At 39.2% G+C, this 23,027-nt stretch carries 16 protein-coding genes; 10 read left to right on the top strand and 6 right to left on the bottom strand.

Translation table 11 applies throughout. The features are described from left to right. Positions 1 to 45: 45 nt before the first annotated feature. The 6 genes from PHI47_RS10690 to PHI47_RS10665 all read right to left on the bottom strand — a co-directional run bounded on the left by PHI47_RS10690 (position 46) and on the right by PHI47_RS10665 (position 9,940). Positions 46 to 519, bottom strand: a complete 474-nt coding sequence (locus PHI47_RS10690; RefSeq protein ID WP_299937002.1) for a toxin-activating lysine-acyltransferase — start codon at positions 517 to 519, stop codon at positions 46 to 48. Between the two features lie 118 nt (positions 520 to 637). Further along, entirely contained in the window at positions 638 to 1,939 is a 1,302-nt protein-coding gene (locus PHI47_RS10685) for a TolC family protein (protein WP_299936999.1), read from the bottom strand. Between the two features lie 379 nt (positions 1,940 to 2,318). Next, the gene (locus PHI47_RS10680; RefSeq protein WP_299936996.1) at positions 2,319 to 4,685 is read right to left on the bottom strand and encodes a DUF4238 domain-containing protein; all 2,367 of its coding nucleotides are present in this window, start codon (positions 4,683 to 4,685) and stop codon (positions 2,319 to 2,321) included. 21 nt (positions 4,686 to 4,706) lie between these two features. Then, entirely contained in the window at positions 4,707 to 6,056 is a 1,350-nt protein-coding gene (locus PHI47_RS10675; protein WP_299936994.1) for a hypothetical protein, read from the bottom strand. An 84-nt stretch (positions 6,057 to 6,140) separates the two neighbouring features. After that, positions 6,141 to 9,182, bottom strand: coding sequence for a DUF3883 domain-containing protein (locus tag PHI47_RS10670; RefSeq protein WP_299936992.1), 3,042 nt, complete (start codon positions 9,180 to 9,182; stop codon positions 6,141 to 6,143). After that, complete coding sequence (locus PHI47_RS10665; RefSeq protein WP_299936990.1) at positions 9,155 to 9,940, bottom strand: NERD domain-containing protein; 786 nt, start codon at positions 9,938 to 9,940, stop codon at positions 9,155 to 9,157. The genes PHI47_RS10670 and PHI47_RS10665 overlap by 28 nt, the downstream gene beginning before the upstream one ends. 103 nt (positions 9,941 to 10,043) lie before the next feature. On the opposite strand from PHI47_RS10665, the gene PHI47_RS10660 reads away from it, so the two are divergent. Genes PHI47_RS10660 through PHI47_RS10615 form a run of 10 tightly spaced genes read left to right on the top strand, consistent with a single transcriptional unit; the run spans position 10,044 to position 23,023 of the window. Continuing rightward, positions 10,044 to 11,174, top strand: a complete 1,131-nt coding sequence (locus PHI47_RS10660) for an exonuclease SbcCD subunit D (protein WP_299936987.1) — start codon at positions 10,044 to 10,046, stop codon at positions 11,172 to 11,174. Continuing rightward, positions 11,164 to 13,521 carry an SMC family ATPase gene (locus PHI47_RS10655; protein WP_299936985.1) on the top strand — a complete coding sequence of 786 codons (2,358 nt, stop codon included), beginning with the start codon at positions 11,164 to 11,166 and terminating at the stop codon, positions 13,519 to 13,521. The genes PHI47_RS10660 and PHI47_RS10655 overlap by 11 nt, the downstream gene beginning before the upstream one ends. Before the next feature lie 15 nt (positions 13,522 to 13,536). Continuing rightward, positions 13,537 to 14,781: an SIR2 family protein gene (locus PHI47_RS10650; RefSeq protein WP_299936982.1), complete on the top strand. Its 1,245-nt coding sequence runs from the start codon at positions 13,537 to 13,539 to the stop codon at positions 14,779 to 14,781. Then, a complete protein-coding gene (locus PHI47_RS10645; RefSeq protein WP_299936980.1) occupies positions 14,778 to 16,568 on the top strand; it encodes a helicase HerA-like domain-containing protein in 1,791 nt (596 codons plus the stop codon). Before PHI47_RS10650 ends, PHI47_RS10645 begins: the two co-directional genes overlap by 4 nt. Positions 16,569 to 16,570: 2 nt before the next feature. Then, positions 16,571 to 16,783, top strand: a complete 213-nt coding sequence (locus PHI47_RS10640; RefSeq protein ID WP_299936978.1) for a KTSC domain-containing protein — start codon at positions 16,571 to 16,573, stop codon at positions 16,781 to 16,783. Then, a complete protein-coding gene (locus PHI47_RS10635) occupies positions 16,770 to 17,237 on the top strand; it encodes a hypothetical protein (RefSeq protein WP_299936975.1) in 468 nt (155 codons plus the stop codon). Before PHI47_RS10640 ends, PHI47_RS10635 begins: the two co-directional genes overlap by 14 nt. Continuing rightward, positions 17,182 to 18,642, top strand: coding sequence for an FRG domain-containing protein (locus tag PHI47_RS10630; protein ID WP_299936972.1), 1,461 nt, complete (start codon positions 17,182 to 17,184; stop codon positions 18,640 to 18,642). The genes PHI47_RS10635 and PHI47_RS10630 overlap by 56 nt, the downstream gene beginning before the upstream one ends. 11 nt (positions 18,643 to 18,653) lie before the next feature. Further along, positions 18,654 to 20,042 (top strand): hypothetical protein, encoded by a 1,389-nt coding sequence (locus PHI47_RS10625; RefSeq protein ID WP_299936969.1) that lies wholly within the window; start codon positions 18,654 to 18,656, stop codon positions 20,040 to 20,042. A gap of 6 nt (positions 20,043 to 20,048) precedes the next feature. Next, positions 20,049 to 21,578: an FRG domain-containing protein gene (locus tag PHI47_RS10620; RefSeq protein WP_299936966.1), complete on the top strand. Its 1,530-nt coding sequence runs from the start codon at positions 20,049 to 20,051 to the stop codon at positions 21,576 to 21,578. After that, positions 21,578 to 23,023, top strand: a complete 1,446-nt coding sequence (locus PHI47_RS10615; RefSeq protein ID WP_299936963.1) for a DUF2779 domain-containing protein — start codon at positions 21,578 to 21,580, stop codon at positions 23,021 to 23,023. Before PHI47_RS10620 ends, PHI47_RS10615 begins: the two co-directional genes overlap by 1 nt. The last annotated feature ends 4 nt before the right edge of the window (positions 23,024 to 23,027 follow it).

Below are 23,027 nucleotides of genomic sequence, written 5' to 3'. Positions count from 1 at the left end.
CCTCTGCGCCCCAGTGCGACGGTAGAGTTACTGAATATCTCATACTTACTCAGCATTATCAACCACATCCCAAGTCATCATCCGAATCGGAGGATTGGCACCGGGTACGGGAGCGAATCCATGGACTCTTTTTCCGGGAAAGAGGGCAAGCATTTCGTTGATCGTCTCTTCGCTCTGACCGAACGGGGTAACGATATCGATCAGCCAAATATTTTCTCCCCCTTGCCATTCATGAGGAGCTATTTTCGGAGTACCCGAGAGGAGCCGCTGATGAACCTCGTCACTCACTTTTGCCCAAGTGATAAAGGCAAACGGGATTTGGCTACGGGTATAGAGGCGACATTGATCGAGGATGATCGGAGGCATGATCGTAAAATCCGTTTCGGCGATAAACGTGTATCTACGTACAGGATCTTTAGCATAGAGCCATATTGCAGGTCCGAGGATCGGCAATTTACTCAGTGCTTGTTGAGCATTGACGAGGTCTTGTTCATTAAATACGTGGGGTTTGGTGTCCATGTTTAGAATTTTCCTTTGTGGTTTGATTGTTATAATAGTGTCATCAGCGGTAATGTAAAATCAAAACCGCAACATTGAAATCCATGTATTCCTAACGGATGTGTTTCGCCACTAGCAGTTAGCGTGGCGTGCATTCGTTCCCCCCTCTATGCTGTAATTTCAGTGCTTCCGCTTCATAAGCATGTTGTATCGTCTCAGATTCCAATGTCAATTCCCTCTCCAATCCCTCTAGTTTTACACTTACCTCACTCACGGCGTCTGCTTCACCCTGTGCTCTGAGTCTTTGGGTCATGATAATCTTGTTGTGGGTTTCAGCTAATGCTTCGGTTTCGTTTTTGGTCAGCATGGCTAGACGTTCTAGATGTTGTTGTTTGGTTTGGGTTTGGGTGTCGAATTCTCGTTTTGCTAATGCGTACTCTTCGTTTAACCGATCTCTCTCGAAATACAGACGTGCGGACTCACTGTTGTATTTGAACCCTTCGAACAGATTCCATCTCAGGCTAAGTCCTGCGTTCCAGCTGTTGGGTTTAATATCCTGAAATGCGTTGTAGGCATTGTGCATATCAGAGCCATAGAGGTAATAGTTGGAATAGAGTGACAGTACCGGAAGCTGGGTACGGATATTGAGGGAGATTTCGGCATTCTTTTGCTCAATCTTCTCTTTGTATTGACGTGCTTGGGAGTTCTCTTCGAAACTGCCGAGGTGTATCTCTTCGGGTTTAGTGGTTAGGGGGAGCAGTTGGGTTGATTTTAGATCGAGGTCGATATGGGAGAGTTTGGTGAGGGCTATGAGGTTCTCATCATAACTCATTTGAGAATGTTCAATCTCACGTTCGAGGTCGATCAGACGTATCGCTTCATCTCCTACCGATACACGTGATTCTTTACCGGCTGTGTAGAGACGTTGTTTGAGCCTATAGAGTTCTTGACGCAGTGTGTGCATTTGGCTCTTATAACGATATTCACTTTGAGCCTTTTGGGCAGTAGCGTAATGATCTAAGAGTTCTAAGTGTAGTTTGGTCTCTTCGTTACACACTTCGAGCTTTTTAGACTCGATCTCTTTTTGTGACATCTCGATTTGTTTGAGGGTGGTACCGAAGTGATAGAGTTCGTAATTGAGACTTAATGCTACTGAGTCTTTGTTCTGAACACCGGAGTTGATAGTCGTTCCCCCGACCGAAAGGGTTCCCGAAGTTGCTTTGTCGAGGTTTTTGTTATACTCTCCGCTATATCCTAGTAAGAGCTGAGGATAAAGAGCGGAATAGACGCTATCCAACCTTGCCAGCTCAATTGAGGTATCGATAGTGCGGAGTTTAAGACGGTGGGAGTTTTCTGAAGCGGAGGTTTGTAACTCTGAAAAGCTGATTTCACGGCTGTACAACATGGTTGCCGTAGTTGCTAGTAATAAATATTTTTTCATAATTACTTCGTTAATTTAATTGTAGGAGTGGTAATGTTAACGAACGGTAACTTATAAATGTGATGTTTTATACTAACAATTTTAAATGTTTGAAATTTATTACAATAAGTAACACTACTTATTATAATATCTATTATATATTGTTAACTGTTTTATTAATGAATACAAGAAATTACTAGAAAAGTTCATAAGACATATGACGTGCAAGAAGTGGGGCCTTAAATTTTATGATACGTTAAACAAGTGTTTTTCGTACACTCTGCCCTACCCTGCTTTTAAAGCCAAAAAAGCTGCAATAATCTATACGTAAAACACTGTCGGAAATTATAAGCATACGAAAACGCTAAAATAAGGTTTTTCGTTAATAGTTCAAAAATATCTAAACTAGTTCAATATACAACACAGTAGTTACAAAAAATCGATAGTGTTCACAACTTGACTTAACAAGTAATCTTTGCACATTTTTATCCACAAATCCACCTTTTGGTATCATTGTTTGTATCTTAGCAAAATGAACTGCTTTACTATCCGATACATGATTGATCTTTGCAAAACAATTAATTAATTCATGTTTCAAATTAGTGATTTTATTGGAGTTATCCGACATTTCTCGTAAAATGAGATCAACCTCTCTAAGTACTTTTCTTATGGTTACAAATTTAGAATTAGAGTAATTATCGTAAATATCATCTAATTGCGTGTAAAGTTTAACTTCTGAAAATACAGTGCTTAATTGTTCCCATGGATATGTGACTTTACCTTGTTCTCGATTTTGTGCATATTGAAATTCTTTCCATCGAGACTCACTATCAGTAACTATTACTGCGCCAGTAGCTTGCGCTATAAATAATGACATCTCATAGTTTGGTGTCATATTAATTATTGACAATTGACTGCTATTGTCAAAGTCAAAATCTTGCAACAATACTAGTGGATTTATTTCAGCTTCACTTTTAAGCGCAAGCTTGATTTTTATTAAATTGTCATTCGAAATACCTTGGAATAAGTTTTTGATTTGTTGATCTTTTAAATGGTCAGGCAATGTCATTATCGAGCGTAAATGATCTTCTTGATTTAGATTAAATGAAATCTCTTTATCTCTCTTACTGATGATATCCACACCGCTACGCTGCCTTGCTAAATTTAACATTTGACGATGTAAATCAGTATCAAAATTGCATGGATCGGGAATCAGATTTACTTTTCCAGATAGAACAAATGGTTCAATATTTAACAGAAATAATATATCTTTGAGCATTTGTCCTTTAAATTTACCAGAAGACTCAATTGGGCTAAATTCAGGTTTAACATTATTTGGATTTATAAATGGATGCTGAATTAACATTTCATCAAAATATGGCGTCATACTAAGTGCGACATCAGCAATTGTTCTTATATCTATAAATCCAGTATATAAGCTACGTAATTTCTTGTCAGGTTTTGGCAATAATTTATAAATATCAGTTTCAACTGGCCACAGTGAAGCGTAAATACTATAAATCTCTTTTATTTGCTCATTACTTAATTCTCGCCTTACATGATCCCATGTTTTGCCATTATCTAGCCCTAAAATACTATAAAGAGCTCTGTAAAGGACGATATTGCGCTCCCTTATACTTAAAACTTCCCATGTCGTTCTTTCTTCATGCGAAATATTTTTGCAACAATTTTTATATTTTTTTCCACTTCCACAACCACAAAGATCATTTTTTCTTATTTTATTTTCATCAACATCTTTCTTGAGATACTCATTTTCAGGTGTTCTACGTCCAAAAGCATCTTGATAGTGAGTCGAACCATCTTCAAACCCAGCAAAAATCTCTCCACCAAAATGAAATAGTTGTTCTCTAGGCGGCAAGAGTACGCTTCTTAAATCAGCCCAATCATCTTGCACATCCTTTTCAGGATATAAGCATTCATCTTTACCAGCTCCCACAAACTGCTTTGCTCTGCTTTTTATAATGTAATTAATCTTAGTTACTTCTTCTGCAACGAGGTTGCGTGATCTAATAAATGCATCAGTTCGAACAAAACTCTGCCGTATTTTCTGTGCATATGTACGTTGTTCAAGTGGATCAGCATGTAATGGTTCTTGTGCATATTCAAGATTCGTTAATATTAATACATGATCTTTATCTAATGGAAAAATCGTCTGTGTAGCTTTTAATGTGATAGATGGATCATTTGGATACTTAGAATGCTTAGAATTAGGAGGACAAGCATAGTTATATATTGTCACTGGATGGTCTGATATGATGAATTTAACCTCTGAATCTTTTGCCGATACAATTTCTCTTACACCTTCAGACCATAAAGTGTAATGAATAGATTGAATAGCTTGCATTTCAATCATTAGTTCAAGTTGGCTCAATTTAGGATAATGCTGTTGTATCCAATCTAGACCTTTAGGGGTACGAATTTTTTGTGAATCAAGATATGTAAATAAGTTTTCAAAATTATCATGCTGTTTGACGAAATCTCCGTGAATAAAAGCGCGAATAGCTTTAAAACCAATATAGTCTATCTGACCAAATAATATGCGTTCAATATCATCATTAATATGTTCACCAAAAAAGGTGGTATAGAGATCCTTTTGATAGAAACATTGTGAAGGTGCATACCATTTCTTTGTATATACTTCTTTGTGACCATTAGGCAATGAAATAATTTTTGGTTCCAAACTAAGATAGCACAACTGTTCTTTTCTATCAGCAAAAAAAACCTTTTTGGTACCATTGTGGAACATAGTGATTATTTCTAGTTTTATTCATTTATTGGTTTCATTATTAATTTTCCATAAAAAAAACGAAGGGTTTTCCCGAATTTTTTGTTGATAGTCGTTATAAGTCTTATATCCATTAACCGTGGCTACAGCAGTAGCCAATAAAGAAATACCTGATGTTGCAATGCTTCCACTTAACCCTAGAACTCCTAAAGCAAGATTTGCTAGTACGCCTTTTTTTAAATTTTTAACTTTTGCATTAATTGCAGCAACTTGAACTTCAGTCATTTCATGAGTTATATCAGCAATTTTAGAGCGCAATATATCTATGTTTTGTTCTGTACGCAATACTCTGAATTGTTTTTCAAGTTCTCGTCGAAATACAGCAAATTCTTCTCCATCATTTTGTCGTATAGACATTAGTGTCTGAATATCTATATTTTTTAAAAAATGCAAATCAAAGTTCAATACACATTCGGCTGTAAAAGATTTAATCTCTTTGTCCACAGAACGCTTCAAAAGCTTTCCAATGAATGAAGAATGGGTTGTATATTGCGATTTAAAAGCATTCGCTAATTGAATCTCTTTGAATAAATTAGTGTAATGATTAAAGGCACTTTGGTATAAGGACTGTGATACCCAAGCTTCAAAGCTATTTTTTGAAGGTGGATGACTTGGGATGCTCATTGCTACTTGAGCCATACGTGTCGCTTCATCATAGCTAAGAACATTTTGTTCGAAAAGTTGGTAAAAAAATGATTCATTGAAATCAGGATCAAACTTTATTGTAATATCTCTTCTCAGCCGAAGGGTTTTATCAAAAGTAATATGTTGCCCATCTTTGGTGAAAGATTTAATATCCGCATTGTCTACATACAACTGCATGATATTTTTAGGCAAAACCTCAGACGTAGTTGAGGCAATCAATGGAATTTCACTTTGTGGTTCAAAAAAATAGCTGACAGGAAAGAGTTTCACATATCCAACTTCTATCATTGGAGCCAAATTTTTTAACAACTTTGCTGATTTTGATAAGCTTATTCTATTGATAGTATCATTGGTAATACCGTTAAGTTCAGCCAAAGTATTTGAGAATTGAGAATTCTCATAACCATGTTCAAAAATGGGGTCAGGTAGCGTTACTTGATCCATGTACAATGCTGTTTGCATAAGTCTTGGAATGTCAATAAGTGACTTTGCACTAAAAATCTTTATATCATGCTTGTATAAATTAATGTCGCTCAATATACTCTGAATATTCTTAATACAGAACTCTCGGTATTTTTGAAGTTCATTCATCAATTCTCTATCGGATACTTGAGAATAAGTAGTGTCTATATAATCACTACGGAGTAAAAAACTTTCATTTAAAAATTTGTAAATAATATTACTCATTAGTTCTTCCAACAAATATACTAGTTATCTTCTTTATTTTTACATTCATAATATCAATCATTTTTTGCTCTTATTTGATTTATTTTAAAACGCCAACTCAATCTTCAATATGCTCAAATTCCCATCCAACCACATCTTTACCGGATTATTTATAGGGATCAATTTAGCATACGACTTACCGGCATTTTGAACGATGAAGATCGAATACTTATCCCCTTCCCCTTTGTCGAAGAGGAATTTGGCAAATTCCCATTGGGTTTTGGATATTTCGATTTCACTGGTATTGGATGAGCGTCCTTTGACTTCGATATAGCGGAGTTCCTTCTCCTCTTTCATCAAAACAAAGTCATATCCCCTTCCGACGTTCTTTTCCTCGTTCATCCAACGGACATAATACCCTTTGTCTTTGTTCTCTTCACAAAAATCTTGCAAATAGCGATAAACATACCGCTCACACCACTCTCCGATATGTTTTCGGATTGCTTTAGGGACGAATGGTCTATAGTGCTCTTCTTCCTCTTCCTCAAAAAAACTCTGTGGAGTTTGATTGCGTAGGTCTCTTGGTTTTTTGGGTTTGAATTCAGGTTGCTCGATTTGTGTTTCCATATCCGGATCGGCTTCGCTCACCCATGTACCGATATTTGGTGACGCAGGATTCCAAAGAATGGGCTCATCCTCTTCGATCGCTTGCTGCTGCACTTTTTGAAAAGCCTCAAATGCTTCTGCTTCATCGGGGGTTATAATTTTATATCCCCGTTTTTCAAGTTCTTCGATGGCATCAGTTTTAAATGATAGAAGTGCCAATGACTCTTTTACGTCTACACTGAGAGAATCGTATCCATACTCTTCCATCAAGGCATCAGGTTTGAGTTCGGTAGGCTTATATGCATCTCCATCATGATCATACAGCCATGCAGTTTGCTTCAATAGCACACATATTTTTGAGTCAAACTCTTTTTCATGATTATTGGTCGAACTCTGCCATCGGTAATATCCCCGAAGGATGTTTCGTTTTTCGTCCAAATAGGTAATTAAAAAATTCCAGATGATTAGGCTGAGTTCTTTATCAATCGGTGTGGATAATAGATGTTCAAGCCCATCCCAGCTAAAATCATCCCCTCCTCTGTCAGCGATAGATGGCGTATGGCGTAACCGCTCTTTGTGTGCCGAATCAATATGAGGAGACATTGTTTGAATAACCGGACGTATTTGGAAAGGCGATGACATACCCAGTTCGGTTGCATTTAGTAGACTCCACAATTCATCATCCATCATAATAATCGATGTACTTCCCATAAACCATCGCTTTAATGATGCAGTAGGAAGATAAACTTCATGCGGGCGTACACATTTTCGCTCTGCTCTATGTATCGAGAGAATACACGGAGAATTTTTGATGAGTTCAACTATTTGTGATCGATTAGATGGTTCTGAATCGTTGTAAATCTCTAAAAGTGCTCCCATCCCTTGTAGATAGGTTTCTGTTGAATCCGGATCTTTTGAAAGTGTGGTCAATATCGGAAGGATAAACTCTTTGATCTCATCGATAATGTCGGGTGTCTTAACACCAATGGAGTTCAAAAAGCTTTTAGCGCCCGTTGATGCTGTGCTATCAGGATGCAAGCACGGAAAACGTGTAGACACTCCCGGATGGATATAGACCTGAATATCCCCTCTTTCGGATTTAAACGGGATTTGACTTCCATCTTCGAGACGTGCCAACGGTCGATTTAATAAATAAGCGTTGACGTAGTGTTTGGCTTTATCAAATTCACTGTATAACGTTCCCATCCATTCATTGCTCTGAGCAACCAAGAAGTCTTCAGTGATACCATGAAGGATGTCGTTTAGTTTGTATTCCATAACACCCAAGTAGCTGTTCAAAAAACGTTTAACTACGAGATGTATCGGTTGATAGAAGCCTTCATCTATCCATGCTGTTTTATCAAATAGGGTATGTATCTGTGATTCATAGAAAAACGTATGATCGAGTTCGCCGTTCAAGGAAAAAAGTGATGAGGGTAACGCGTATCCACCCTCTCGTGTCGGAATCAACGGATGAGTTTTAAAAAGTAAAACAGATGCTTCAAACAATTTTTGAGAAAGTTCGCCGTTTTGAGAGGAGAGAGGGAAAAGTTCCATAGTCTCAACATCCAATGCCTTCCGTTCAGCCATGTCGATCAAAACGCTCTTATAGAGTTCAACGATGTTGTCGGTGATGGTTTGATTCTGAGGATCCGAGAAGTTAATTGTTTCACGGTTCGGAGTTGTCTTATAGGGTGCATGAACGAGAAACTGCAAGTTCGTGGGTACAACTGTTGGGAAAAATACATAGAGAGGATTGGTTCCGATCGAGACGTACCGATCCTCTGTATTTAACGCAAATGCGATTTTACATTCCAGCAGTTTGTTTTCAATCGTGAAGCTGCGACGATAGAGTTCGAACCGTTCCGACTTGTTGTGTGTCTCTAGGGTGACAAGGGAACGTGTTTCAGATGCTTCATCGGTTCCTTTTTGAACATATCCCGCTTCATCACCGATTTTCCAATCGATACGAGATAAGTTGCTAAGAAAAATAAGCTCGTCTTTGCCGATGGAGCGAAGACGCTTTGCGATAGAGTTGTAGAGCGTTTTAGCATTAATCTCTGCTCTATCAAACGGTAGGATGACACTAGTGTGCTCATCACTTTGGTCTTCCAAAGGATCGATCGTTTCAGGGATGATGTAATCACTGATCTTGAAGTTGTAGGTTCCGCTGTAAATATGAGGTGTGTCGGTAATGGAGAACACCGATTTGAAACCGGCTCCGAATTTTCCTATCTTATTTGGCTCATTCGATTTCGTTGAGCTTCCAATTGTCGTAATCGATTCCACATCCGAAAAACTAAAGGCTCTGCCATTATGGGAGGTTTCCAATCTATCGTCGTGGAGTTCAAATGATACAGAGGTCGCTTCGGCGTCTTGAGCGTTTTGCAGTAGTTCGTAGAAAAAGTGTGTGCTGTCAGAGTAGAGGTTAGCAATGATGCGATGGGAGTTATCGCCGTTAAGTCGGCACGATTCGACATGGCTGAGTCGTTTTTGGGTGAGTTCGGCGATACTCATGCAATCGGTACCGTATGTCTGCATTTAGGGTAGTTACTGCATCCATAAAAGGAATTGCCGTTATTACGATTCTGACGTAGCACCATAGAGCCTCCGCATTTGGGACAGTTATCTGAATCTACAGGCTTATCGAATCGCTCTTTGAGATTACTGATATGACTTCGATCTGTTTGAAAGCTTTGCTCTAAACGTTTATTCTGTAACTTATTGAGAGCTTGCCGTATTTGAAGAGGATCGAGTTTTTCTTGGGTAAATGATCGGATGTAGCTTGTATACGAGATCCCCCGAAAGACATTTGAAGGCATTTCGGTTTTAAATTTACAGTCACCTACAAATGCGATTACCGAAATAAACGCTGATGAAGGAAGCCCAAGGACTTCTTCGAGTGCTTTGGTGTGACGGTAGTTTTGGTGGAGAGGGTTCTGAAATTTGTGTTTTTGTTTGAAATTTTGCTGCGTCCACTCTTTTTGATGCTCTCCTCCGAAAATCCACCCTTTCATGTTTTTGGTCTCGATGACAAAGATACCATGTTTTGAGACGAGGATATGATCGATCTGGGTGGTCGAACCGTCCTTTAGGGTCAAGGTTACGTTTTTAACGGGAGTGTAGATATTCTCATCTAATGTAGCTAAGTTGGTAAAGTTGACAATCCCCTCCCCTATTTTCCCTTTCATAAATGGGCTTTTGAAAAAGAGAATAACAATGATCAAAAGAAAGATTGGCCAAGCATTCGAAAAAACTGTACTATAAATTGCAATAGGATCGAGCATCAATAAATCCATGATAATTTTTAGTTATTGTACACTTTTTATAAACATAAAGGGTTATTTTAAGCGAAGAGATATTAATCTATTAACAATTATTATTTTTCGATAAAGGCACGCGTTGAGGATACTCCATTTCTCTGACACCCATTTGGGGTTTAACGATCTTGAGATCGTCAATGAATTCGGTATCAACCAACGTGAAGCCGATTTTTACGATGCCTTTACGCAGGTGATCGATGCGATACTCGAAACCAAACCCGATTATGTCATCCACACCGGCGACCTCTTTCACCGCCCTCACCCCTCCAACCGTGCCATCAGTTTTTGTCTCACTCAGCTCAAACGGCTCAGCGTCGCTCAGATTCCGACGATCATCATTGCGGGGAACCACTCGACCCCTCGTACTCGCTCCGCTTCCCCGATCCTCGCCGCACTGCGCACCCTCGATCATATCTATCCCGTATTCGAAGAGCGTTACGAGAAAGTGATATTTGATAATATCAACTTCCACTGTATCCCCCATATCAACGATGAAACATCCAATCTCGCGGCGATTGAGGAGTGTGAAGCGTCGTTAGATGAGGATAAGCGCAATATCATGATGCTCCACTGCTCCGTCGGGGCGCAGTTTATGATGGAGGAGTACGGTGAGAGGGTGTATCCGCGTGAGAAAGAGGCTTTGTTTGAGAGAATGGATTACGTTGCCCTCGGTCACTGGCACGGATTCGGAAGTGTCGGCAAACACTCTAACGTCTACTATGCCGGATCGAGTGAGCGAACCAGTAGCGGCGATGCCCGTAACGACAAAGGATACGCCCTTGTTACGTTGGGCGAGAGTCTTGATGTGACGTTTCACCCTATCACCCTCCGTCCCAGCCACCGCCTCCGTGTCGATGCACAAACATCAGCGGATATTTTCGACGAATTACGCTCTCTTAGCTCATCTCTGGACGTTAATGGCGCCCTCCTCTCTATCACCTTAGAGAACCTAAGTGCCACCCAATCCATCGACATTGCCAACCGCGATATCGAAGCGTGTTTCCCTACGGCTCTAAACGTCCAAATCCAGCGCAAGTTTCGACGCAGTGAAGCCTCTGCCGCGACGGAGAGCGTGAACGCCGCCTCGTTGCAGGAGTATTTCGGTGCATTCTTGGAAGAGCAGAGTTCTACACCCGAAGAGTACGCACGTCTAAACTCCAAAGTAGCAACACTCTTTGCACGCTATGACGAGGTCAATAATGACGCTTGAATCACTTCGCCTCCAGAACTTCAAACGCTACGCCTCGTATGAGATCACTTTTGAGAGCGGATTGTGCGGTATCCTCGGACGTAATGGGCGGGGAAAATCGACGATCTTTGATGGGGTATTTTTCGCACTCTACGGCGACTATAAAGGCTCTAAAGAACTGATCCCCACCGCAGGAAGCACAGGAGGGGTCAAAGTCGAGCTGAACTTTGAGATCGAGGGGAAAAGCTACACCTCTATCCGTGAGTTTCGGGGTAAAGCCCTCACCGCCTTTGCAACCCTCAAAGAGGGGGATGAGTCTATCGCCACGGGAGCCAAAGAGGTCACTGCATCGGTCACCAAACTACTCGGTATGGGGAAAGAGGCATTTTTACATACGGTATTCGCTTCCCAAAAGGAGCTCACGGCACTCAGCTCGATGAAAAACGACGAGCGCAAGGCAATGATGCGCCGATTACTGGGGCTGGAGAAGATCGACAAGATCGAAGCAATGATTCGCGAGGAGCTAACAGGACTCAACCGCGACATCAAAAACGCATCAGGGTTTCTCCTCACTGACGACATTCTCAAACAACACCGCGACGATCTAAGCACTAAAACCGCCCTCTCCCAAACCCTCGAAGCAACCCTCAAAACCCTCACCGAGGAATCCCTAAAGCTAAAAACCGCCTACGAAGCCGCCAAAGCTCTCGTAGAGACCCATCAAAAGGGAAAAGAGGAGCGGCAAAAGAAACTGGACGCACTCGAAAAAGCTCAACAAACTCTTGCCCTCCATCAAAAACAGCTGGGTGAACTCGAAACTGAGCTAAAAACCCTCAACGCCCACCAAAGCCATTACACAGCGCAACTTCCTCTCAAAGTGCAACTCGCCACATTGGAGCTATCGTTAAAAGCCCAAGACGAGCTAAAAACAAAATTCCTCCAAAAGGTCGGATTGGAGAAAGAGCAAGAGGAGTTACGCAAAGGGTACGCAGCGCGTAAAGAGGAAGTGGCACAGCTCACCAAAGCAATCATTCCGCTGGAGAATCTCCAAAAACAACTCACCGCAGAGCAAACCGCTCTCTCCGAGCATAAAACCGCCCTCCTCAAACTCGATACCGCCCTCACCGCCCTCACCTCTGAGATCGGTTCCAACCGCTCCAACATCGCCAAAATAACCAAGCAGGTCGAGACAATCACCGATCTGGGACGCGAATCCTCCTGCCCTACCTGTACCCGTCCATTGATGGAGCAGTATGACAGTGTCCTCACCTCTTTGCACACTGAGATCAATGAGGTCTACCAAAAGCAGATCGATGCCCTACAACTCCGCCTTAACGCCCTGAACGAGCAAAAAGCCTCTGCCCAAAAGATCACCGACGAAGCACAGCTCAAATGCAATGCAGTTCAAACACAAATCGCCCTACTCCAGAGTAAATCCAAAGATCTCCTCAAAGCACAGGAACTCTTCCGTGAGGTCGAAACGCGTGGGATGAGTAACAAAGCCGCCCTTGCGGAACTCGGAAGCATCACCTACGATGAAAACAGCCACAATGCCCTCAAAGAGCAGTATCAAGCTCTCAAACCGCAGGTGGAAGCCCTCATCAAACTCGAAGCGCTTATCGCTACGATCCCGTCCAAAACCGAAGCCCTTCAAGCGCTCCAAATGCAGATCAAAACCGATGTTGCCTTTATCGCCGCTACCCAAGCACTAATCGCCGCTGATACGTACAAAGCGGAAACCCATAACGAAGCGATCACCCACGCGAAACTCTCTGAAATCGCCAAAGATGCCAAAGGGGTGGAACTGAATACCGTACTGTTGGAGCAAACCAACATCCGCCGCGACATCGAAGCGATCGACAAAGAGATCAAGCGGGACGAGGCACAGCGCGCTTCTCTGAAAACCCGTGAAAATGACCAAGCCGACTACGAGAAGCTCAAAGCGGTCATGTCTGAGTTCAAAACCCATATCAACGCTCGCGTCGCCCCCCGCATCGGCGAAGTCGCCAGTGATATGTACAGCAGAATCACCCGTGGACGCTATCAGCACATCGAGGTCTCTCCCGAATTCGACTTCTACATCTACGACAACGGTGAACGCTACCCCATCGAACGGTTCAGCGGCGGAGAGATCGATCTCGCCAATCTCGTACTGCGCATTGCCATCTCAAAAACGCTGGGGGAACTCAGTGGCGGCGGCAATATCGGGTTTTTGGCATTTGACGAGGTGTTCGGCTCCCAAGACGAGGAACGGCGCATCCAGATCATGGAAGCGTTTCACACGATCAGCGAATCGTATCGGCAAATCTTTTTGATTTCTCATGAAACGGAGATTAAGGAGATGTTTGAGAGAGTGATAGAACTATGATTTTTAGGAGAAATAATGCATTCAGTTAAATCAAGAGCCAGGGAGTTGAGAGAACAACTCAGTCATACAAAAAAAATTGGCTGTTTCTTTGGTGCAGGTACTTCGATGTCAATGGGATTACCCGGAATAATGGAACTGACTACTAATGTTCTCACTCAAATTAAAGTAGAGGGCAAAGATAAACTAATTGCTTTATTTGAACATATCAAAAGTCATTCACAAAATGGGGATAAGGCAACTATTGAAGAGCTTTTGAACTATATACGGATGATTCGTCAAATTACGTACGAAAAAGAAGGCGTTTCTCATCTTGATATAGATGGAAAATTGGCTATTAGCTTGGATCAAAATATATGTAAAACGATTCATGAAATCCTTTCATCAAAAGAAGATGAGATTACTGGACAGCTTGATGGTTTAAAAGCTATGCAAAAGTTCATCGCTTGGTATAACTGGAGCGGGCAAGGATATAATCGAGAAGTTTTCACATTAAACTATGATTTGATTTTAGAGAAATCGATGGAGTCATTACAGATACCGTTCTTTGATGGATTCATCGGAGCTTATGAACCATTCTTTCATACCGAAAGTGTAGAAAATATTGATCATGAAAATAAGCTCCCGCATAATTGGACACGTTTATGGAAACTTCATGGATCATTGGGCTGGTACTGGAAAAAAGAAAAACAACATTCCCGTGTTGTTCGACTAGGTGCGCAGAAACCGAGTGAATCACTTGATGAACTCGTCATCTATCCTTCAAAAGACAAATATGAATCTTCAAGAAAACAGCCTTTTTTAACATACATGGATCGGTTACGCGCCTATCTCAAAAACGGTGAAGCACTCTTTATCATTAGCGGATACTCTTTTGCCGATGAACATATTAACGAAATCATATTTAACGCGTTGCGTCAAAACAACCGCTTACATGCACTTACTTTCATATACGATGATGAAAATTTCAAAAAGATCAGTGGCTTTGCAGAACGTATACCGAATTTAGCTCTGTATGGTCCAAAAAGTGCCGTTATTGGTGGTGTATTAGGGGATTGGGATGAAAGGGATGAAACATTTTCTTCTACTTATTGGGCAAATCGAGGTGAAGAAAAAGTTTTCACACTTGGAGACTTTAGTCAGCTTGTAAATTTTCTCTTAGAAATAAGTGGTAGAAAAACTCAAATGGAAACTGAGATAGAAAAAGCTGTTGAACAAAGTGTTCCAAATCCTCTTTCAGGAGAAACAGGAACCGAATCATGAAGAGCGATGTTACTTTCTTAGGTCAAGTTATTAATGTCAACAGTAGTTCGGTAGAAGTAAAAATTTCTGATGATATTCCGTCTGCCGCACCTATCGTCGAAGGGAAACTTTATAGAATCGGGCAAATCGGAACGTTTGTAAAATTCCCGCTAGGTGCATTAACTCTCTTTGGTATTGTCTCTTCAGTCAGTAATACCGCATCTAATGATCAAAATAGCGAAAACGGTAAAAAAAGTTCGAGATATTTATCTGTGCAACTAATCGGAGAAAAACAAGGAGATGATGATTTTCAAAAAGGTGTCGGCTTCTACCCAACGATAAATGACGAAGTCCACCTCGTGACAGAGAATGATTTATTAAGCATTTACGGTAATTCATCTGAGATTGGATTAGTTGAAATCGGTACACACTCATCATCCGAACGATTACCCATCTACCTTGATCTTGATAAATTAATTTTACGTCACAGTGCGATTTTAGGATCAACTGGGAGTGGTAAATCTAACACTACAGCTCATATACTCAAATCAATCGTTAATAGTAATCAAGGTTCCAGAGTAATTCTTATAGACATACATGGTGAATATAAAGATGCTTTTCCTACCGAGGCAAAAGTTCTAAGAATCAACGATACTGACAATCCGCTTGTGTTGCCTTTTTGGCTAATGAATTTTGATGAACTTGCAATGTTTTTGGTGGGTCGTCAACCTGGACAGGAATCCCCAAGCGATAAACGATTGCGAGAAGAGATAACAGCTCGAAAATATTTAACAGCAGACAAATTGCCTGCGGGAAAAATTAATGAGGAATTTATAACTGCTGATTCTCCAATCCCCTTTAGTATAAAAGAACTTTGGTATGACTTGGCACGAGAGATAGTGGCAACATATAAAAAATCTCCACTAAATGAGCAAACCAAAGAAAATGAGGCAGATATAATTGATGAAGGTAGTGTAGATGACTTAAAATATCCAAAATTTGTTGATTATTCCATGACGACTTCCGAACCATATAAATCAAAACACGAATTGATGAATATACATGAGAAAAAAATTCTCTCAAAATTAAAAGATTCAAGATTTAATTTCATGTTTTCACCCGGAATATACGAGGATTTTGAAAACTATGACCTCGATCACCTATTACGCTCATGGATTGCTCATGACAAGCCTTTAACCATATTGGATTTAAGTGGTGTTCCGTTTGAGCTGATTGATCTAACGGTAGGGGTGATTTCACGATTTTTGTTTGACGGAATGTATTGGGGACGATATGAAGAGTATACAGGTAGAAATAGACCGCTTCTTATGGTGTATGAAGAAGCCCACTCCTATTTGCCAAACAGCAGTGAGAACCGAGGAGTTTTCGGATATGCCCGAAAAGCAGTAGAAAAAATATATAAAGAAGGTCGGAAATTTGGGATAGGGTCGATGGTAGTAACTCAACGCCCCTCTGAAATATCCCATACGATCCTTGCTCAAGTCGGCACTTATATCGCGCTTCGATTGACGAATAGTGCAGACAAGAGTACAGTAAGTTCTTCTGCACCAAATAATATGACCAGCTTAATTGATCTTCTGCCCTCTCTAAGAATTGGAGAAGCCGTAATTGTTGGTGAAGCTATCAAAGTCCCCTCTCGTGTACGTATCCCACTTGTAGAACCTAGACCAAGTAGCAATGATCCTGAATTAGCTAAGGCATGGTCAAAAGAGTTTATCCATGATGATGAGCAATACAAACAAGTTGTAACCTCAATGAGAACACAAAAGCCAATTCAAAGGAAGTAACCATGGAAATGATATATGTAGAGTCAAGCAATTTGCTTGCAGTCGGATTTGATGAAAGTCAAAATAGATTAATTATAGAGTTTAAAAAGAGCGGTACTTACCAATATTTTGGAGTTGATAAAAGTGTTTTTGAAGGACTCATATATGCGGATTCAAAAGGAAAATATTTTGATCAATATATAAAAAAAGCTGGCTATCAATATGCAAAAGTCTAATATTGATAAAGAAAAATTAATTTTATCAATTTTCACTGAGTTGAGTGTACCTTTTTTAGCTATTGATTTTCAAAGACTTAAGAAAACATTAGAAAGATTTAGTGAAACTAAATCATATATAGCAATTCCAATAAAAGATGATGAAAAATTATTAATTTCTGCCTTAAGAGGAATTTTAAAGCAATATGATGTTCCAGATATAATGTATATCTTGCTCCTAAAATCAGAGTTATTCATTAAAAATAATAATATACATAAAATGTATTCAGAAAAAAATCTTTATACTTTGCAAATGGATGGAAATAATCTTGTTTGGGAAGAGTCAAGTCTATGGCCTTTGGCATATAGTTCTTTTATTCAACAGCTAGTAAGTTTAACTAAGAATTTCAAAGTATTACTTGAAGAAAGAAAGAAAGAAAGAAAGAAAGAAAGAAATTATTCAAAAAACAAATAATGAATCTTTTTCTATTCTGTCTGAATATAATAAAAATTTACCAACTGAAATACATAGTGCTTTTGCCTCTTTAGGTGCCTTTCTTGGTGGAAGTGATAATTTTGAATATTTAGCTAAATATGCTACAAAATATCAAATTTATAATTCTGAAAAGAATATAGAATATGCAAAAAAAATCAATTATAGTGACAATGAAACAAAAGAATTAGATAAAAGTGGAATAATTGCAATTCCGGCAACATTGGCGGTTAGTTTGCTAGCTTTACCTAAATCTCAAAATGTATTGGGCTCAATCCCTATCGATGAAATAAATACGGCAAATAAACCTGCAGATTTATACAACTGTGTTTTTAACAAAGAAAAAGAAGACATAAAACACCCTGGTTTTATCATGGATAAATATTATCGTTCTATTTTTAGTGGATTAGAACTAGATAAAGAATATGCTATTTATGGTGAAAATAATGTAATGAGAGACCACTATGCAGACTTTTATGGCAGTTTAAAAGATAAAGATTATGAACTTCTAAGATGTAAGCATTATTGTATGCCTATTATTGATGTTAATAGTATTGATTTAATGAAAGCATTAATCTCTAAAATACCTAAAAGAAGTGAAAGTGGTATATTCTTTAGAGGACAAACATCATTTTATGAACTACAAAGAGAGGATCGTGTTCAAAAAAATTTATTTGGAAATTCAGAATCAAAAGAACCCTCATTAATAACATCTGCTAGTAGGACAAATTATAATTATGACCATCTTCATTTTATATTAAAATACTTTTTAGAACATGAAATAGTGTTTAAAGACTATGACAATAAAAAAATTAAAAAGAATATTTTTAAGAAATTAGAAGAATTAAAGAAATCTTTTCATCTTAAATTGGACTATGCAGTTATGGCTTTAGCTCAACATTATGGCCTACCTACACATGGTTTAGATGTTACCACAAACTTAGATGTTGCAGTTTGGTTTGCTACTAATAGATTTAAAATGGAAAATGATAAAGCTACTTATACAAAAATGGATACAAATGAATGGAATAAAAATAAAAGTAAGTGGCCTACAGTTTTTGTATTTCAAAATGTATTAAATTCCACTTCAAGTTCTTTACAAGATTGTGTTGAATTAGAAGAAATAGGGTTAAAAGCTCTAAGGCCACAAAGACAAAGTGCAAAGTTTTTTCATGCAGCTCATAGTGACCATCAAAATAGATTAGCAGAGTCGTTAGTTTGTGCATTTAGACTTTGCCCAAATAATTATGAAACTGAAGTTGATTTCGATTACTTGTTCCCATCTCCAGATGAAGATGAAGCATATGAATTTATGATCAATTTTGCTGAAAATGAAATGCTGTCTGTATTAAATATTCCAAGAAAAACAGTTACAAAATTTCATTAAGGACGCAACAGATGAAACTCATATTTGTCCATGGCTGGAGTGTAACCTCCACATCAACCTACGGTGAATTACCTGAAGTTTTGCAAAGAGAAGCGATCTCTAATGGCTTAGAAATCGAGATAGAAAATATCTATCTCGGTGAGTACATCAGTTTTCATGATGAAGTAATTCTCGATGATATTGCACGTGCGTTTGAAAAAGCGAGAGTAGATAAAATTGGCAATGAACGATTTGCTTGTATAACCCACTCTACAGGTGGACCCGTCATACGACTTTGGATTGATCTTTTTTTCAAAACTGACCTTCCAACTTGTCCATTGAGTCATCTTGTTATGCTTGCTCCTGCTAATCATGGTTCGTCATTAGCAATTTTAGGCAAAAGCCGACTTGGTCGGATCAAAGCCTGGTGGGATGATGTAGAACCAGGGACGGGGGTTCTGAACTGGCTACAACTCGGTAGTGCAGACCAATGGAATCTAAATCACTCATGGATAAACTACTCTTATGGAGAAAATACCTTTTATCCTTTCGTCTTGAGCGGTGAAAAAATCGATGATCATTTTTATGATTTTCTTAATCCCTATCTTGTTGAAGAAGGAAGTGATGGGGTAGTACGTCTTACAGGCGCTAATTTAAATTATCAACTCATCAAGTTGGTTCAAAATTGCCAAGCTGAAGAACTCGATGCACGTATTGACGGTACGACGATCAAAGCATTTCCGCTCGAATGGGATAATGCCATCTTAACTTCGCCGAAATGTGCTTTTGAAGTCATCCCTAGTGCAAGCCACTCGGGTGATAGATTTGGGATTATGGGAAGTGTCAAAAAAAGTAGAGCGATTAAGCCTGTAGTTCCATCTATTTTTCAAGCATTAAAAGTTAATAGCCAAGCATCATATGATGAAACTGTTTCAGCCATGAGACAAAGAACAGAAAATGTACAAAAGAGCAGTAGATACATTATGTTTGTTTTCAATATCCAAGATAACTACGGTAATCCTGTTCATGATTTTGATATGCTACTTTTAGCAGGCGATAACTACGAACCGGGGAAACTTCCTAAAGGTTTTTTCATAGATAAGCAAAAAAATAGCTTGAGTGGTAATCTGGTTTTTTACATCAATTACGACAAAATAAAAAACATCAAAGACTCTAAGCTCGGTATCCGAATCGTTGCACGACCGGATGAAGGATTTAGTCATTATGCTCCAGCAGAATTTCGTATGGATGGGCTTACCTTGGAAAGCTTTTTGAATCCAAATCAAACTATTATGGTCGATGTTATTCTTACAAGGCTAATTGCGGAAAATACATTTGTGCTTGACAAAATTACTGAAATTGAGCCTGATTTCAAAAAAAGAAAACCTAGCAATGAAACTATAGATAACTTAAAGGGCTAAACATATATGTCAACTTCTACAAAAGACATCATTACAGAAAATATTGATGTGGATGTGTATATAAATGAATACGTGAAAGATTTAAAATATAAAGATATTGTTGTTGATAATTTAGAAAAGGCTTTAGAACTAGCTGGACATTACAAATCATCAGGTAAATATGATTGGTTCAGGGGGCAGACTGGATTATGGCCCCTAATTCCTAGCGCCGCACGACAGTCTAGCCGTGAAGAATTCAATAAATCAGAAGAGCAGTTAAGAAGATTTGATAATTGGATATATGCAAATAATATTTCAGACGACTTTGACTATATTGAATCTATTGCACAACATTATGGGCTTAAAACGTTTTTTTTAGACTTCTCAACCAATCCGAAGGTTGCCGCTTACTTTGCTTCTGATAATATTGATCATAAAAGCTATGAATACAGTTGTATTTATTGTTTAAATGTTCAACAATTTAAAGATGCTATTGAAATGATGGAAAAGTATTACCCTGAAATACCTTCTTATCCAAAGCTTTTAGAAATTGAGGTAGATAATCTTTGGAGACTAGAATCTCAAGCAGGTAAGTTTATGTATCAACCTCTAATTAATCTTGATTTTTTTCACTCTTTACATAGAATAGTTTTTAAAGTCACAGAAAATGATAGTAAATTATTTGACGAATCATACATATATCCAAAAGCAAAAAGTGCTCTGGAGGAGAGGCTGGATGGTTTCTTTTTAAATGAAAAAACAAAAAAAAATTTAGATAATATGCATTGTATAGTCGAGAAATTAAAAGATACCGGAGTGAATTTTGAGGTCTTTAATTCAGATAATGAACTCTATATCAAGGAATTTGTAAATGAAGAAAAGCTACTTGATTATCAGTGGAGTCAAGAAGATTTAGAACAATGGAAAAACAGAACAATTGAAAAATTCAATGATGTATATACAAAAGAAAAAATTGTTTGCAAAATAGATTCTTTTAAAAATATTCATGAAAATAAAATCATCGTAAATAAAAAAATTATAGAGCTACTAAATGGGAATCAAAGCATAAGAAAAAAAACAATAAATTTTTCTATAGATGATAAAGAAAATAACAATGAGCTTATTCAGAAGTTTGAAAAATTCTCTAATATTATATGGAATGGCATGAGGAAACTACCATATGAAAATAATGAAATCGCAAAAGTAATAAGTGATTTGATGCTAATAATAGATACTCCAATTATTGAGTATAAAAAATACGATGAAAGATTTTTGAAAATAGGAATAAGTGATAGAACTGGAAGTGGAAATAATGCTTTTGTAAATCAAGAGCTTCTACGCATATCAATGAGGGATGATTTAGATGAATGTATGATAAAAAATATCAATGATGTTAAAAGTATAATATTTCATATTAGAAGTCCGCAGCTTTTGTATAAATTTGAACCCTTAAAAAAACTTTTTGTTGAATCTATAGTCATATCACAAGTTGTTTATGGCAGAAATGATTTTGTAATCTTTTCTCCTTGTGAGTTAAATATGCTTGGATTACCTTAATGACCCTCTCCAAATCCCTCTGGCTGAAAAAATACAGCTCTGAGGTGTTAAGTCCTCCCGATGCCACCGCACTCGCACGATTCGAGACGGGAAACATCGTCGGTGATCTGGCATGTGCCCTATTTCCGAACGGACGTGAAATCCCCTATATGGAGAAGAACTTCGCAGGGATGGCGGAGCTGACACGGGAGTGGATGAATGAGGGGTTAGAGTACATCTACGAGGCTACATTTATCCAGGAGGGGATCGTCGTGATAGTCGATGTCCTCCGCGTTACTCCCGATGGTGTAGAGATATACGAGGTCAAAAGCTCCTCGGAGGTCAAGGACATCTATCTGCACGATGTCTCGATACAGCGCTACGTTATTGAGAGCCTCGGGCATATCGTCACCAGCTGCTATGTCGTCCATACCGACACCTCGTATATACGGGGCAATGAACTCGATCTAAACGCCCTCTTTACTATCGCCGATGTGAGCGAAGCGGTCGATGCCCTGATGGGCAGTGTCCCTGCCAAACTCTCCGAGTTTGAAGCCCATCTATCAGACCGAGACAACGAACCCGCCATAGAGATCGGCAAGCACTGCAAGAACCCTTATGAGTGTGACGCGATGCACTACTGCTGGAAAGTACAGCGGAGCATCCCCGATTACTCCGTTTTTAATATCTTTAACCTCGGGAGCAAAAATCAGGTCGAACTGTACAATCAGGGGATCGTTCGGATCGAGGAGATTCTCGACAGCTACAAAATGACCGCCATCCAACGGCAAAAAGTCGATAACTGGAAAAGCCAGCGCACCTACATCGACCGTGACGCGATCAATGAGTTTCTCTCCACCCTCACCTATCCGATCTACCACCTCGATTTCGAGACGTTTCAGCAAGCGGTTCCGCAGTGGTCAGGTATCAGCCCCTATCAGCAAATACCGTTTCAGTATTCGCTCCATATTGAACACGCGAACGGAGAGCTGGAACATCGTGAGTTTCTAGCACCCGCAGGGAACGATCCGCGCTACGCATTGGCGCAACAGCTGATCCATGACATCCCTAATAACGTTACGGTACTGGCATATAACATGAGCTTTGAGAAAGGGGTGATCGAAAAACTCGCCCTTAGCTTCCCCGATCTCAGCGAACGCCTCAAAAGTATCATCCCCAATATCCATGATCTGATGATACCGTTTCAAAAAGGCTACTACGTCACCCCATCCATGAACGGAAGCTACTCGATCAAATACGTCCTCCCTGCCCTCGTCCCCGAGATGGCACACGCCTATAAAGAGCTTGACGGTGTGCAAAACGGAGGCGAAGCGATGAATGCTTATGCCAAGCTAGCAACGATGGAACCACAGGAACAGGAGCGCATCCGTCGTGCTCTCCTTGAATACTGCGAACTCGATACACTGGCAATGGTCAGGGTGTTGAATAAATTAAGGGAAATATAAAAAC

The organism is Sulfuricurvum sp. (genome assembly GCF_028713855.1).
Classification (GTDB): domain Bacteria; phylum Campylobacterota; class Campylobacteria; order Campylobacterales; family Sulfurimonadaceae; genus Sulfuricurvum.
Note: the sequence above shows the minus strand (reverse complement) of the source record. Positions and strands in the feature narration are given on the sequence as shown.